Source organism: Rothia uropygioeca (assembly GCF_004136585.1).
Lineage (GTDB): Bacteria > Actinomycetota > Actinomycetes > Actinomycetales > Micrococcaceae > Rothia.
Map to the genome: position 1 here is coordinate 592,496 of NZ_NOIR01000001.1, position 13,851 is coordinate 606,346.

At 61.7% G+C, this 13,851-nt stretch carries 13 protein-coding genes; 9 read left to right on the forward strand and 4 right to left on the reverse strand.

The window, feature by feature from the left end; translation table 11 throughout:
* Positions 1 to 33 precede the first annotated feature (33 nt).
* A complete protein-coding gene (locus EWR20_RS02590; protein ID WP_129358709.1) occupies positions 34 to 1,494 on the reverse strand; it encodes a tryptophan-rich sensory protein in 1,461 nt (486 codons plus the stop codon).
* Between the two features lie 70 nt (positions 1,495 to 1,564).
* On the opposite strand from EWR20_RS02590, the gene EWR20_RS02595 reads away from it, so the two are divergent.
* The 3 genes from EWR20_RS02595 to crtI all read left to right on the forward strand — a co-directional run bounded on the left by EWR20_RS02595 (position 1,565) and on the right by crtI (position 4,813).
* Positions 1,565 to 2,209 (forward strand): CPBP family intramembrane glutamic endopeptidase, encoded by a 645-nt coding sequence (locus EWR20_RS02595; protein WP_165000931.1) that lies wholly within the window; start codon positions 1,565 to 1,567, stop codon positions 2,207 to 2,209.
* 67 nt (positions 2,210 to 2,276) lie between these two features.
* The gene (locus EWR20_RS02600) at positions 2,277 to 3,185 is read left to right on the forward strand and encodes a phytoene/squalene synthase family protein (protein WP_129358713.1); all 909 of its coding nucleotides are present in this window, start codon (positions 2,277 to 2,279) and stop codon (positions 3,183 to 3,185) included.
* On the forward strand, positions 3,182 to 4,813 hold the full coding sequence (crtI, locus tag EWR20_RS02605) for a phytoene desaturase family protein (protein ID WP_129358715.1): 1,632 nt from the start codon (positions 3,182 to 3,184) through the stop codon (positions 4,811 to 4,813). The genes EWR20_RS02600 and crtI overlap by 4 nt, the downstream gene beginning before the upstream one ends.
* A 17-nt stretch (positions 4,814 to 4,830) precedes the next feature.
* Here the strand turns inward: crtI and galK are convergent, their stop codons facing one another.
* From galK to EWR20_RS02620, 3 genes are read right to left on the reverse strand one after another with little or no spacing between them, the layout of a single operon-like run.
* The gene (gene galK / locus EWR20_RS02610; protein ID WP_129358717.1) at positions 4,831 to 6,156 is read right to left on the reverse strand and encodes a galactokinase; all 1,326 of its coding nucleotides are present in this window, start codon (positions 6,154 to 6,156) and stop codon (positions 4,831 to 4,833) included.
* Positions 6,153 to 7,280 carry a galactose-1-phosphate uridylyltransferase gene (gene galT / locus EWR20_RS02615; protein WP_129358719.1) on the reverse strand — a complete coding sequence of 376 codons (1,128 nt, stop codon included), beginning with the start codon at positions 7,278 to 7,280 and terminating at the stop codon, positions 6,153 to 6,155. The genes galK and galT overlap by 4 nt, the downstream gene beginning before the upstream one ends.
* Entirely contained in the window at positions 7,277 to 8,077 is an 801-nt protein-coding gene (locus EWR20_RS02620) for a DeoR/GlpR family DNA-binding transcription regulator (protein ID WP_129358722.1), read from the reverse strand. The genes galT and EWR20_RS02620 overlap by 4 nt, the downstream gene beginning before the upstream one ends.
* 216 nt (positions 8,078 to 8,293) lie before the next feature.
* Between EWR20_RS02620 and EWR20_RS02625 the strand changes: the two genes are divergently transcribed.
* The 6 genes from EWR20_RS02625 to EWR20_RS02650 all read left to right on the forward strand — a co-directional run bounded on the left by EWR20_RS02625 (position 8,294) and on the right by EWR20_RS02650 (position 13,804).
* A complete protein-coding gene (locus EWR20_RS02625; protein WP_129358724.1) occupies positions 8,294 to 9,970 on the forward strand; it encodes a sodium:solute symporter family protein in 1,677 nt (558 codons plus the stop codon).
* Between the two features lie 27 nt (positions 9,971 to 9,997).
* Positions 9,998 to 10,342 carry a hypothetical protein gene (locus tag EWR20_RS02630; RefSeq protein WP_129358726.1) on the forward strand — a complete coding sequence of 115 codons (345 nt, stop codon included), beginning with the start codon at positions 9,998 to 10,000 and terminating at the stop codon, positions 10,340 to 10,342.
* The gene (locus tag EWR20_RS02635; RefSeq protein WP_165000932.1) at positions 10,342 to 11,280 is read left to right on the forward strand and encodes an aldose 1-epimerase family protein; all 939 of its coding nucleotides are present in this window, start codon (positions 10,342 to 10,344) and stop codon (positions 11,278 to 11,280) included. Before EWR20_RS02630 ends, EWR20_RS02635 begins: the two co-directional genes overlap by 1 nt.
* A gap of 245 nt (positions 11,281 to 11,525) precedes the next feature.
* Positions 11,526 to 11,882 carry a lycopene cyclase domain-containing protein gene (locus tag EWR20_RS02640; RefSeq protein WP_129358730.1) on the forward strand — a complete coding sequence of 119 codons (357 nt, stop codon included), beginning with the start codon at positions 11,526 to 11,528 and terminating at the stop codon, positions 11,880 to 11,882.
* The gene (locus EWR20_RS02645) at positions 11,875 to 12,240 is read left to right on the forward strand and encodes a lycopene cyclase domain-containing protein (protein WP_129358732.1); all 366 of its coding nucleotides are present in this window, start codon (positions 11,875 to 11,877) and stop codon (positions 12,238 to 12,240) included. The genes EWR20_RS02640 and EWR20_RS02645 overlap by 8 nt, the downstream gene beginning before the upstream one ends.
* Positions 12,218 to 13,804: an FAD-dependent oxidoreductase gene (locus EWR20_RS02650; RefSeq protein WP_129358734.1), complete on the forward strand. Its 1,587-nt coding sequence runs from the start codon at positions 12,218 to 12,220 to the stop codon at positions 13,802 to 13,804. Before EWR20_RS02645 ends, EWR20_RS02650 begins: the two co-directional genes overlap by 23 nt.
* Positions 13,805 to 13,851: the final 47 nt, after the last annotated feature.

A 13,851-nucleotide genomic window follows, 5' to 3' on the forward strand; every position in this document is an offset into this window, starting at 1 on the left:
CCCCTGGCGAGTGCCAGGGGCCCATTGCCGCACTTAGTGCTTATTTGGTCGGTTCAGTCGGGCGATCGCGCCGTTGAGGACCGTGGCAAAACCGGACCACGCCGCATAAGGAGCCAGGAGGACGCCCCGTTCGGGAGACGAGCGGTGTGCGCGCCGCACCAGGTCGATTGAGCTTGCCGTGAGGGCGGCGGCCCACACCGTCGAGAACGCAGGCTTCTTGCTCCGAAAGAACATTCCCGGCCAGCCGGCATTGAGCGCAAGATTCACGCCCAGCGCCGCAGCATGCCGACGGGCCCCGGGGCGATCGTCGTTCTCCAGGAGGTCTGCAATGGTCAGCGCATTGATTGCCGCAATATCCGCGTACAAAGTGGTCCAGACCCAGGGGAAAATCACAGCCGGCGGTTGCCACGAAGGCAGCTCCAGAGTCTTGTACCAAGAGTTCTTCGGGTCGGTGAGGGTCGAGCCGAGGACGGCGCACGCGCCGACTGCCAGGGACACCCCCGTGAAAACCTTGGTCCACCGGCGTGTTTGCGGGCGGTCGAGAGCATCATGAATCGCGTCTTCGAAGGACTGGTTCCCTCCGGGAGGTCTGCCGACCATTGTCTCGAGGTCACGCTCCTTGAGAACGGTGTCGTGCAGAAGACTCGATATCAACGGGCTGATCAAAGAATGGTCGACCGTCGTGACCAGAGAAATCCAGTACGAGGCGAGCTGGGGAGTGGTTACGGGGGCGGTGATCACCACACGCGGGATCTTGCCCCAGGTTCTGGCGTAGCGTTTCATCATGTCGATATACGGCAAAGTGTCCGGTCCGCCTATGTCAAAGGTCCGGTTCATGTCTTCGGGCAGATCGGCAGCGCTCGCCAAATAGAACACCGCATCCCGGACGGAGATCGGAGTGATCTCGTGTTGGATCCACGCGGGGCCAATCGCCCCCGGCAGACGTTCCGACAGATGACGAAGCATCTGAAATGACGAGGACTGCGCGCCCAGAACTACTCCCGCCTGCAAAGCCGCCGTCGGGACTCCCGAATCCATGAGAATCTCGCCCACTGCCACGCGAGAAGCCAGATGCTCCGAGAGCTCCTCGTCGTCGGGATGAAGTCCGCCGAGGAAGACGATCCGTCGGATGCCCGCCGCGCGGGCTGCCGCACCGAAGGTCTCGGCCATCTGCTTCTCGTCACGCATGAAGTCATCGCCGGAGGACATCGAATGCAGGAGGTACCAGGCCGTGTGCGCACCGGAGAGGGCGCGTTTCACGTCTTCCGCCGCGGACGCATCGCCCTGCACAACTTCCACCTGCCCCGCCCGGGCGCTCGTGCCCTCGGGCACAATCCGTTCACCCCATGGCATGGACAAAGCTTTGTCCCGGCTTCGGGAAAGAGTCCTAATTGCCCATCCCCGGTCCAGCAGCTCGGTCACGACATTGCTTCCGACATATCCCGTCGCGCCCGTGACCAGACCGAGTCGGGTCTCATGGTGTTCGACAGTCATATGCTCTCCTTTCGTGGTTCACCCTGAGTCTAAACTGTTTCTCCTAGCCAGCCGTGGAATACTGATGCATATGCCCACTGCATCCGTATCGGTGATCCCGCGAGTGCTCGTCGTCCTGGTTCCTGCCCTTGTGGGCGCTGGTGGACTCCTGACTGCGTCAACTGCGGACAGGGGATCGGTGCTCTTCTACGTCGCGACTTTCTTCACCGCGGCGGTATACGTCCTCGCTTGGTGGTTCGAAGGACGCGGTCGAGAAAGTTTCTCCCGAACCGCGTGGGGCAGAGATCTTGCCCGAGGCGCAGTCCTAGGTCTCATTTTCCTGGCAGTCTTCGCCCTCGGAGCATTGGTGGTCCGACCTTTCCCGGTTTTGGCCGATCCGGTCGTTTCCCTCCTCGAGAACGTTCGGCAAGGTGCGTTGTGGCTGACGGTCCTGACAACGGCGGTCAACGGTGTTGCCGAAGAGCTGTTTTTCCGAGATGTGGTTCCGCGCAATATCACGGGCCGCCCGAGCGTCGTCGCCGTGTGCTCGGTCGGTCTCTACACCGCGGTCACGATCGCGATGGGCGTGCCCCTCCTGGTATTCGCCGCGGTGATCATCGGCGGGGCGACCTACTTCGAGGCCCGCTCGACGCGCCGTTTGTTCTCGCCCATAGCCCTCCACCTGGTCTGGAGCCTGGGCATGCTGGTTGTCTTGCCTCCACTCATGGGGTCGTGAGCAATGCTCCCAGACATCCAATCGACCTCGGGGCGGCGGCCGCGCCGTTGTATGGAAGGAATTGACCATGGGTGACCTCAGCAGATACTCAGCGACCTGCCATGCCGTATCGACCGGGGTGATCGGCCGCTATTCGACGTCCTTCGGCAACGCCACGCGTCTTCTCAGGGAACCCGTGAAATCTCGGGTTCGGGATCTTTACGCCGTAGTTCGTCTGGCCGATGAGATCGTTGACGGACCTGCGGCCGAAGCCGGCCTCAGCATCGAGCAGATATCCGGAGAACTCAATCGTTTCGAAGCCGACATCATGCAGACCATCGATACTGGGTTCTCCTCCAACCCCGTGGTGCACGCCTTCAGCGATACTGTCCGCACGTGCGCGATCCAGGAGAAACACATCCGTGCATTCTTCAGGTCCATGCGCGCCGATACGGATACGAGCTCGTACGCCGGCCGCGAGCTCGACGAATACATTTACGGTTCGGCTGAGGTCATTGGGCTCATGTGCCTGGATATCTTCTTGGCCGAACGGTCCAAGCAAGGTCCGGACCATAAGGTCCTTGTCGACGGTGCCCGGCATCTGGGGGCTGCCTTCCAGAAAATCAATTTTCTGAGGGACCTCGCGGAGGATCAGGAAGAGCTCGGGCGTGACTATCTGGGCCTGGAAACCGAAGGAGATAAAGACGAAGCCCTCGCCGATATCCGGCGCGATCTCAGCATTGCCCGAAGGTCTCTACCGGCTCTTCCCGCATCGTCCCGGACTGGCGTGACGGCGGCCTACTTGCTCTTCGGTGAACTCGTCCGTCGTCTCGAAAGGACTCCCCTTGCGCTCTTGCGGCATCAACGCGTACGGGTCCCCGACGCCGTGAAGGCAAAGATCCTGGTCCAAGCGGTCGTGGGCGCCCGTACCGCGAAGTTCACATCGTTCCGACCCGGTCCGGTGGATGGGATCTCACCTGTGAAGGAAAAACGATGACTGAACCTCGGAGAGGTCAAGAGGGCCCCAGTGCGTCGGCTCGGGCCGTGGTCATCGGTGCCGGTGTCGCGGGACTGGCGACGGCGATCCTGCTCTCACGAGAGGGCTACTCCGTTACCGTCCTGGAGAAGAACCCCGAGGTCGGCGGCCGCGCCGGAACGTTGGCCGAAGGCGGCTTTCGATGGGACCGAGGGCCTTCCTGGTACCTGATGCCGGATGCCTTCGAGCATTTCTACCGGCTGATCGGCACTTCGACTGAACGTGAGTTGAACCTGGTTCCTCTCAACGATCCCGCGTACCGCGTGTACTCGGGTGCCCACGAGCCGTTGGACGTGGTCTCGGGGGAGGATGCCGCCGCCGAGCTCTTCGAACGCATCGAGCCGGGGGCCGGCGAGAAGCTCCGTCGCTACCTCGCCGAGGCGGCGGATACGTATCGCCTCGCGGTAGCGAACTTTCTGTACACCACTTTTTCCTCCCCTCGATCCGTGCTGACTCCGGAGATTCTTCGGAAGGTTCCTCGCCTGATCAAGCTGCTCCTGGGCTCGATGGAAGGCGCCGTCTCGCGGCGATTCGAGGATTCCCGACTTCGCCAGATCCTGAATTATCCCGCGGTTTTCCTCTCGAACCAGCCCAGGAAAACGCCCGCGATGTACGGGCTCATGAGTCATACCGACCTGGTCCAGGGCGTGATGTATCCGCAGGGCGGCTTCGGCACGTTCGTCGACTCCTTGGTGCGTTTGGCCGAAGAGGCCGGCGTCGAGATTCGGACTGGCTCCGAAGTGCTAGCCATCGACACGGGGCCCTTGGGCCGGTCAAGGGGCGCGAAAGGCCAGGTCTGCGGTACCCGGTACCGGAGCCCGGACGGCTCCCTGGAAACGGTTTCAACGGACGTGGTCGTCTCCGCCGCAGATCTGCACCATACCGAGACTGCCCTGTTGCCTCGGGGACTGCGCTCTTATCCCGAAGCTGTCTGGAAGCACAGGAACCCGGGCATCGGATGCGTTCTGGCCTATCTCGGGGTCGAGGGCGAGTTGCCCGAACTGGCCCACCACACTCTGGTCTTCAGCCAGGACTGGGACCCGGATTTCCGGGCGATCTTTCGACCGAGCAAAGGACGGGGGGACGGCTCGGATGCTCCCGAGGGTCGGTATTCCGAGTCGATCTACGTGTGTCGTCCGTCGGCGACCGATCCCTCGGTCGCGCCGGAGGGGAAGGAGAACCTCTTCGTCCTCATTCCGGTTCCGGCTATCGCGGACGGCATCGTTTCCGGGGACGAATCCCTGGAAACTATCGTGGACGCGGTGATCGGGTTGATTGGACGAAGAGCGGGGATTCCCGACCTCGCCGGCAGGATCGTCATCCGCCACACGGCCGGTCCCGGCGACTTCGAACACGAATACAATGCCTGGCGGGGCAACGCACTGGGACTTGCTCACACCCTGGGACAATCTGCTTTCCTGCGCGGATCGAATGCTTCCCGCAAGGTCAAGGGCCTCTATTATGCCGGGTCGACGACGGCTCCGGGCGTGGGATTGCCCATGTGTCTGATCTCGGCAGAGAACGTGATCAAAAGATTGCGCCACGACACCACGCCGGGACCGTTGCCCGAAGTGCCTGATGATTCCTGACCCGGCCTACGAACGGGTTAGAGATCCCGCCGCGCCGCGGGCGAGGGAACAGCCTCGAGGAAGACTGGAGAACGGAACCGGGACTTTTCGAACGCCTCGGCAACCGACGAGGCCACGGCTTGGACGTCATCGTTTCGGACCAACGCGATCGCTGAGCCGCCGAAACCGCCACCCGTCATCCGGGCGCCCAACGCGCCCGCGGTCCGGGCAGCGTCGACCGCGACGTCCAGTTCGGCACAACTGACGCGGTAGTCGTCCCGCAACGAGTCGTGGGAACCATTCAGGATATCGCCCAGCGACGCCCATGCCTCGTCCCCGGCCTGAGGGGCGGAGCCGTCGAAGAGCCTGACGCATCGGTCCACGCGGAGAATTTCGGTCCAGATGTGCCTGACCAGGCCCCGCATCGACGAATCATCATGCCCTTCCGGGAAGCTGATCGATCCCTCCGCGGCTATCGCATCCCATTCCTTCAGACGACGATCGACGTCTTCCTGGCTTGGACGTTCGCCGAGCGCATCGCGAAGTGTTGGAACGTCGAGAGCTTCGGCCGCGGCCTCGCACCCTTTTCTCCGTTTGGCATACTGGCCATCGACCAGACGGTGCGGCGCCTGAGTGTCGATCACCAGCAGTGAGAGACCGGCCTGAGCCACATCGATCTTGAGGGGACTCGATGAAAAATCGCGGCAATCAATGGTCAGGACGGAGCCTTGACGGGCCCGAAGGGAAATGGACTGGTCCATGCCGCCCGTGCTGGCTCCCGCGATCTCATTCTCAGCGCGGATACAAGCCGTGGCGAGCCGAGCCCTGCCCTCCTCCGAATCCGCGAGCAAGGCCCTGGACTCATCGGCCTCGGAGGCCAACGCGTCAAAGGCCAAGGCCACCGAGCACTCCAGCGCGGCCGACGAGGACAAACCCGCACCCACGGGCACGGAGGACCGGATAGCGAGGTCCGCGCCCGTAATATCCTTGCCATCAGGGCCCCCGGCAAGAGATTCCTCGACCATGGCCCAGGGGACCCCGGCCACGTAGGCCAGCCAACTGTTCAACCGTCCGGGGCCGACCTCGTCGAGATCGATGACCAAAGAGTCACCGGGCTCCTCCGCCGAGACGGCTCGGACCAGGTGGTCCTGACGAGGGGACACGGCAACATACGTGCGGTGGGGCAGCGCGAGCGGAACCACCGTTCCGCCGTTGTAGTCCACGTGCTCTCCGATCAGATTGACCCTTCCGGGGGCCGAGAAGACAGCCCATGGCTGCGCCTCGTAAGCCTCGGTGAAGAGAGCACGCACGCCCTCGATCTGTTGCTTGCGGTCCGGAGCCGAATTCCATGCGAGCGTGTTCACTGGGCAACTTCCTGCAATCGGAGGGCAATGCGTTCGGGGGTTGTGTCACTGATCCACGCGGCCATCGCAGACTCAGAGCCGGCCAGGTATTTCAACTTTCCAGGAGACCTGAGCAACGAGAACACATGCAGCCACATGCGGGAAATGTCATCCCCTCCGGCCACGGGAACCTGATGCCAGGCCGAAATATATGGAAGTTGTTCGATGCCTTCGAAGAAGCGGTTGAGTCGACCCAAGAGATCCAAATAGAGGTCCGCGAGTTCGTCCTTCTCCTGTCCGGTCAATTCCGTGAAGTCCTTCGCCGGGCGACGGGGAACCACCATGAATTCGACCGGCCACTTGGCTGCGAAGGGAACATAAGCAACCCAATGCTCCGTCTCCGAGATGACCCGGGCCTTCTCCTCGAGCTCTGCGGCCAATACGTCGCCGATCAGGTCACCGCCCGTGGACTGACGCCATTCGTGGGCCTGCCTCTGAACGGCCGCCGTATGCGGAGGCAAATAGGAATAGGCATAGATCTGACCGTGCGGGTGGTGCAGGGTCACCCCGATCTCTTCGCCTCGGTTCTCGAACGGAACGACCTGAACCACGCCCTCGATCGCGGACAGGTCGCGCGTGCGGTGCGCCCATGCTTCGATTACCGTGCGAGCGCGTTGGTGTCCCAGATCGGCGAAGGAGCCTTCCTGATGGGAAGTGAAGCAGACGACTTCACACCGTCCCGCGGGGGAGGTCTCCTGGAACAAGGGTTCGTCACGGTACTGCTCGAAGGGGCCCTGCAGTGAAGGAAACCGATTCTCGAACACGACGACGTCGTACTCCGGCTCAGGAACCTCGGACGGGACGGTTCCCTGTCCGGCGGGCGCGAGCGGATCTTCGTCCGCCGGTGGCAGGAACGTGCGGTTCATGCGGTGGGCGGCCAGTGCAACGTGTTCACCGGTGAGGGGGTCCATGCGAATGCTTGCCGACTCGCGCGGAGGAACCTGGCGAGGCTCGAGGGGACGCGGATCGTGAATCGATCGAGTTCTGGTCCCTGAAATATAGGGTTCCGAGTCATCGAAGAAGATGATTTCCCGACCGTCGGCGAGTTCCCCCCGCGTGACGCGGGGTAGGGCGTTCTCCGTCATGATGCAATGACCACCTTGTCAATTTTTTCTTCCAAGAATTCCAGCGCGTCCTCCGGCAGGTCCGGGCTGGTCACCACGACGTCGACCTCAGGCCAGTCGGCGAATCCCGCGAGGCCGGTGATGCCCCACTTGGTGTGATCGAATACCGCGACGACGGTGCGAGCCGAATGGACCAGGACCTTGTTGGTGCGGGCCTCCGCGAGGTTCGGAGTCGTCAGCCCGGAGCGCCCGACGCCATGTGCTCCGATGAAGAGGGTGTCCACGTGCAGATACCCCAGCGTCGCGTCGGCCAGCGGACCCACGAGCGCGTCCGAGGGGGTGCGTTCTCCACCTGTCAGAAGCACTTGGTGCGGGGTCGAATGTTTTCTGCCGTCCGCTTCCTGGACGTCCTGGGCCTTGAAGAATTCGTCTGCTACCGGCAATGAGTTGGTCACCACCGTCAGATTCGCGAGGTCGTGCCTCCCCGTGATTTCTTGGGCAAGCCGTGTGCACGTCGTTCCGGCGGAGAACCCTATGGATTGATTCGAGCCGACCATGTCGGCCGCCGTTCGGGCGATTGCGGATTTGGCCTCGGCGTTCAAGGTCATTTTCTCTGCATACGCGGGTTCGAGGGTTGAGGCCGTGGATTCGGCTCCGCCGTGAATTCTGGTCAGGAAGCCCTGGTCGTCCAGTTCAGCGAGATCCCTCCGGACCGTCATGGGGGACACATCCAGCAGTTTGGCGAGGTCCTGCACGTGAACCGCGCCGTTTTTCTGGACCTCTTGGACTATGCGCTTCTTGCGTTGTTCGGCGAGCATCGTCACCCTTCCGCTGACACGACGGGACTGTGGATCAGCAACAGTATGGCACAAAACGAACAAAAAGGAACACGGTCGTTTTGTTGGATTCTTGGGGTTTCCCTCCGTCAATAGTTGACAGCATCACACTCGCGTGTAGGCTAAGCTCCAGAAATCAACATTTCTGAACAGCAGTGCACATTTTTGTGCGCTCCCGAGCACTCCAGGAGGCAAGCGATGATGCTTGCAGACGCCAGTTCCGGCATCCGGTTGTCCCTCTCATGGGTCGACTACCTGATGCTTTTCCTCTACTTCGCGACGGTCCTCGGGATCGGCATCGCGGCTAAGCGCAAGGTCAAGACCAGTATGGACTTCTTCCTTTCGGGAAGATCGATGCCAGCGTGGATTACCGGCCTCGCCTTCGTCTCCGCAAACCTCGGAGCTACCGAGATTCTGGGCATGGCGGCCAACGGCGCGGAGATCGGCATGGCGACGTTGCACTATTACATCGTCGGTGCCGTGCCGGCCATGGTATTCCTCGGCCTGGTTATGATGCCGTTCTACTACGGGTCCAAGGTCCGGTCGGTTCCGCAATTCATGCTGCGACGCTTCGGAAAGCCCGCGCACGTAGTCAATTCCATTGCTTTTGCGATATCCAACGTTCTGATCGCCGGAATTAACCTCTACGCGATGGCGATCATCATCGAAGCGATGCTGGGCTGGCCCCAGTGGGTCGCGATCATCATCTCCGCCGGTTTCGTACTCCTGTACATCACCCTCGGCGGCTTGTCCGGTGCGATCTACAACGAGGTCATGCAGTTCTTCGTGATCATCGCGGGTTTGGTCCCGTTGACCATCGTCGGACTGCACCGGGTGCATGGCTGGTCCGGTTTGAAAGAAGCTCTCATGAACACCGAGGGTGTGAGTCGCCTTCACTTGTCGGCTTGGCAGGGAACCGGAATCGGTGACGTCACCAATCCCATCGGAGCCAACTGGCTCGCTATCGTCCTCGGGCTCGGTTTCGTTCTCGGCTTCGGTTACTGGACCACCAACTTCACCGAGGTTCAGCGAGCGTTTTCGGCCAAGAACATGTCAGCAGCACGGCGTACGCCCCTGATCGGTGCATTCCCGAAGCTCTTCATCCCGTTCATCGTGGTGGTTCCCGGCCTGATCGCCGCGGCAACGGTTGGCAATCAGTTCGCTGACGGAAGTCTGACGTACAACGAGGCGATCCCCAAGCTGATTCAGATGTACCTGCCCTCCGGCGTCCTCGGTGTGGCCGTTACGGGGCTCATGGCCTCGTTCATGGCCGGTATGGCGGCCAACGTGTCCAGCTTCAATACCGTGTTCACCTATGACATCTGGCAGGAATACATCAAGCCGAAGATGCCCGATCACTACTACCTCTCCGTCGGACGTTGGGTCACGGTCATCGGCGTCATCGTCGGAATCGGAACCGCGTTCCTTGCCGCTCAGTTCGGGAACATCATGACGTACATGCAAACGTTGTTCTCGTTCTTCAACGCGCCGCTGTTCGCGGTCTTCATCCTGGGCCTCTTGTGGAAGCGGATGTCGCCGGCAGCCGGCCTGTGGGGCTACCTTGCGGGAATCGTTGCGCCGACGATCGTCTGGATCGCGTATCTGAATGACGAGTCGCTCTTCGGCTCGGCGACGGCGGAAACCATGTACGGAGCGATCTACTCTTTCGTGGCCGTCATTGTGGTCTCGGTGATTGTCACATTCTTCACCCGAGCCAAGCCCATCGAGGAACTCAAGGGGCTCGTCTACGGTGTCGGATCCATTGACGTGAAATCCGATGTCGTCGCCGGCGATGCTGCGTGGTACCGGTCGCCTGCCTTGCTGGGCACCGTAGCCTTGGTCCTATGCGTCCTGCTCTATCTGCCCTTCCTGTAAGAATTCGCACTGACGAGGAGAATCAAAATGAATGAGAACTCAGAGGAGACTCCGGGCCTCGTGCAGCTGAGCGAGGCGGAAAAGAAGGACCTGATCCGCTCAACCCGTCGCACGGACCTTCGCCGCATCATCGGTGGCTTGTTCCTGATCTACGGCATCCTGGTGACGATCATGGGGATCGCGGATCCGGTTGCCGATGCGGCCAAGACGGGCGGTATCCATATCAATCTGTGGACCGGTATCTCGATGCTTGTGGTCTCGGGCCTGTTCTTCCTGTGGGACCGGCTCGCGCCGGTGCCCGCAGAAGACATCGTGGCCAGCGCCGAATACGTCGAGGTCAAAAAGGCGGAAGGCGAAGGGAAGCTGGGCTAGTGTCCGGACCGCAAGGAAAGCGTTGTGCGATCTCCGCCGGGGGCTACTCGGCGGAGATCGCCGTGGTCGGGGCGAGTCTCGCCTCGTTGCGGGGTCCGAGGGGACACCTGGTCAGATCGACACCGCCCGAGGGCCTGCGTCCGGGGTGCAGCGGGGCGATCCTGGCTCCGTGGCCCAATCGCATTCAAGATGGACGTTATGAATTCGCTGGCACGTCCCATCACCTGCCCCTGACCGAGCCCGAGCGCAATAATGCTGCTCACGGACTTGTCCTCTGGGAACGGTGGGAGATTCTGTCCCATACCGCGGCGGAGGTGTTTCTGGGACTGGATCTGGTTCCCCAACCCGGTTATCCCTTCGAACTGAGGCTCAAGGCGGTCTACTCCTTGACGTCCAATGGACTCGAATGGCGGGTATCTGCGACCAATCTCGGCGACCAATCCGTCCCGTACGCGGTCGCCGGGCACCCTTACCTTGTCGCCGATGGTTCTGACGGCCAGAAATCCGGTGCACTGAATGACTGGAGCCTGAAAGTTCCCGCATCGGTATATATCGATGCCGATATGGACAGGTTGCTGCCCCTCGGAACCTACCCGGTGGACAACACCCACTTCGATTTCCGGTCGGGTCGGCGCCTGGACGATTTCTCCTACGACGTAGCCCTCGGCGGGCTGGGGCGCAACGAGGATGGACGGACGGCCTGCGAACTCACGTCGCCGAATGGCGGCGGCGTGGTTCTGGAATGCGGGCCCGAGGTCAACTGGATTCAGGTGTACACCGACGATCAGGCCACGGGAGAGCCGGGGCGGCGGGCCGTCGCGGTCGAGCCTATGACGGCGCCGGCCGACGCTTTTCGCTCGGGCCAAGACCTGACGGTCATTGAGCCGGGGCAAACGCACAGCGCTTGGTGGCGTCTTGCCGCATTATCCGACGTGTGACCCCTCCTTTCACTCGTTCTCATTGTTCCCTGCTGATACCTTGGTGAGTGAATGAGGTCACCGCTGGTGTTTGTTGCGATGCGGAGGACTCCCGACGCCTATTCTCGTCCCGAAATCGTGAAGGATCGAAAAACAGGCTTCTGACTAGGAGCTATTTGGTACGGTGTTGTTATGTTTGACGCCAGCCGGTTCGAGGGGGAGCTTGTCGCGTCGTCGTCATGCGAAGAACTTGACGGACGCGCCTAATGGCCGAGTGGACTTACGTCGTCGTCCTGGTGCTGTGCCTCGCGCTCACGTTTCCCTTGGAATTCGTTTTCCGACTCAAGGTCTACCGAAGTCCGCTTCGATTGATCCTCTCGTTGCTTCCGGTCGTCATCATCTTTTCCATCTGGGACGCCGTGGCAGTCGCCCGGGGGTATTGGACCTATGACCCTGTGCAGACATTGGGAATCGACCTCTTGGGTGCCCTGCCGCTTGAGGAAGTTGCCTTCTTCGTTGCCATTCCCATTTGTGCGATTCTCACCTTTGAAGCGATCGGGAGAGTCCTTGAACTCATCCGTCGGCTGATAGCCCGCCGGAAAGGTGGCGGCGACCGTGCTTGAATACACCATCGGAACCGTTCTGACGATGTTGGTCGTCATCGCTCTTGAGCTGTTTTGGCTCAGAACGGGCATCTTCCGCACCGTGAAGTACTGGCTCTCGATCATCGTGATGGTTTCTTTCCAGATCCCGATGGATGGTTTCCTGACCCGTCTGTCGAATCCGATCGTGCGGTATGCACCGGACGAATTCTTGGGGATTCGCTGGCCGTTCGACATTCCGATCGAGGATTTCGGTTTCGGATTCGCCGTCATCACATTGACCCTGATGCTATGGACCTCTCGGAGCGGCTCATCTCGCTCAGCACGCCCAGGCTCACGAGAAGAGGAAGCGGCACATGACCCCCACCATTCGCGATAAGCACGCACAACGAATTGAGGCGACCCCCGGAACCCTGGGTCCCGACGCCGAGCGGCATGTCCTGGTCATAGGCGGAGGGATAGCCGGCTTGTCCGCCGCGACGGGCTTGGCCGAAAGAGGCATCCACGTCACTGTGGCCGAGCCGCAGCCCCAGCTCGGCGGTCGCGTGAGGTCGTGGACTGTCGAGGGGGCCTCGGGCACGGTCACCATGAGCCGGGGCTTCCACGCGTTCTTCCGGCAGTACTACAACTTGCGTTCCCTCTTGGAACGGATACCGTCCAAGAGCCCGAGTCCGTTGCGTGCCGTTCCCGACTACCCTCTGCGTTCCTCGGACGGACTGGCCGATTCCTTCGCGAAGATCCCCCGCACTCCTCCCTGGAGTTTCATCGGATTCGTGGTGCAGAGTCCGAGCTTTCGCGCCCGAGATCTGCTCGGGGTGGATCTGGACGCCGCTCTGTCACTTCTGGACGTCGATTTCCCGGAAACCTACCGTCAACATGATGGCCAGAGCGCCCAGGATTTCCTGGACCGCCTGGGCTTTCCTGAGCGAGCCCGTCATCTTGCCCTAGAAGTCTTTGCGCGCAGTTTCTTCGCCAAGCCCACGGAATTCGCGGCGGGGGAAATGCTGGCCATGTTCCACACCTATTTCCTGGGATCATCCGAAGGGCTGCTTTTCGACACGGCTTCCGACGATTTCGATACGGCACTCTGGTCACCACTGCGGGATTATTTGTCCGGGCTGGGCGTTCAATGGCGCGGGACCAGCGTCGAATCCTTGGACATGAAGTCCCAGGGGGCGAGGGCTCTGATGGGCGACGGTACGAGCGAGGACTACGACGCCGTCGTGCTCGCGGCAGGCCCTGCCGCGACGCGTCGCTTGGGCACGGAGACCACGGGGATCGATGCCCCTCAATGGTTCGATCGGATGCGCGGTATTCGACAGGCGCCGCCCTTTGCCGTGTGGAGGTTATGGCTGGACCGGCCGGTCGGGTCGAATCGTCCCGCGTTCCTCGGAACGACCGGGTTCGGGCCGCTGGATAACGTGAGCGTCCTTGAACGCTTCGAGACAGGAGCGGCGCGCTGGTCCGAAGAACACGGTGGCAGCGTCGTCGAGCTACACGCATATGCGCTTGACGAGCCCGTGGACGAGCCATCTCTTCAGCGCAGGCTCCGGGACGAGCTCTCACGGGTCTACCCGGAGACGCGCACCGCTTCGATCATGGACGATGTGCTCCTCATCGAGAACGACTGTCCGTTGGTCGGCCTCGAGCCCTGGGAGGACCGCCCAGAAGTTCGGACTCCACATCCGTCCCTCGTGCTGGCGGGAGACACGATTCGGTGCGAATATCCCGTCGCTCTAATGGAGCGGGCCGCGACCACGGGGTGGCAAGCGGCGAATGCCCTCCTGGAAGGTTGGGCGGTTCAGGGACACGAGCTGTGGACCCCGCCGTTGGCTTCCCGGCACGCTTATCCGCGGACACTGAGAAAACTACTGGATTCCGGCCGACGAGCACGTCGTCTCGTGACCCGAGGCAGGCCACGCTCTCGGGGAGGTGACGCATAGCCGTGCGGCGCACGATCCGTGCCCCCAACGGGGACCGGACATAATCC

Bases quoted from the DNA above. Each gene is read 5' to 3' on its own strand.
- EWR20_RS02595 (WP_165000931.1), top strand. From the start codon at position 1,565: ATGCCCACTGCATCCGTATCGGTGATCCCGCGAGTGCTCGTCGTCCTG.
- EWR20_RS02630 (WP_129358726.1), top strand. From the start codon at position 9,998: ATGAATGAGAACTCAGAGGAGACTCCGGGCCTCGTGCAGCTGAGCGAG.
- EWR20_RS02620 (WP_129358722.1), bottom strand. From the start codon at position 8,077: ATGCTCGCCGAACAACGCAAGAAGCGCATAGTCCAAGAGGTCCAGAAA.
- EWR20_RS02590 (WP_129358709.1), bottom strand. From the start codon at position 1,494: ATGACTGTCGAACACCATGAGACCCGACTCGGTCTGGTCACGGGCGCG.
- galT (WP_129358719.1), bottom strand. From the start codon at position 7,280: ATGACGGAGAACGCCCTACCCCGCGTCACGCGGGGGGAACTCGCCGAC.
- EWR20_RS02600 (WP_129358713.1), top strand. From the start codon at position 2,277: ATGGGTGACCTCAGCAGATACTCAGCGACCTGCCATGCCGTATCGACC.
- crtI (WP_129358715.1), top strand. From the start codon at position 3,182: ATGACTGAACCTCGGAGAGGTCAAGAGGGCCCCAGTGCGTCGGCTCGG.
- EWR20_RS02625 (WP_129358724.1), top strand. From the start codon at position 8,294: ATGATGCTTGCAGACGCCAGTTCCGGCATCCGGTTGTCCCTCTCATGG.
- EWR20_RS02640 (WP_129358730.1), top strand. From the start codon at position 11,526: ATGGCCGAGTGGACTTACGTCGTCGTCCTGGTGCTGTGCCTCGCGCTC.
- EWR20_RS02650 (WP_129358734.1), top strand. From the start codon at position 12,218: ATGACCCCCACCATTCGCGATAAGCACGCACAACGAATTGAGGCGACC.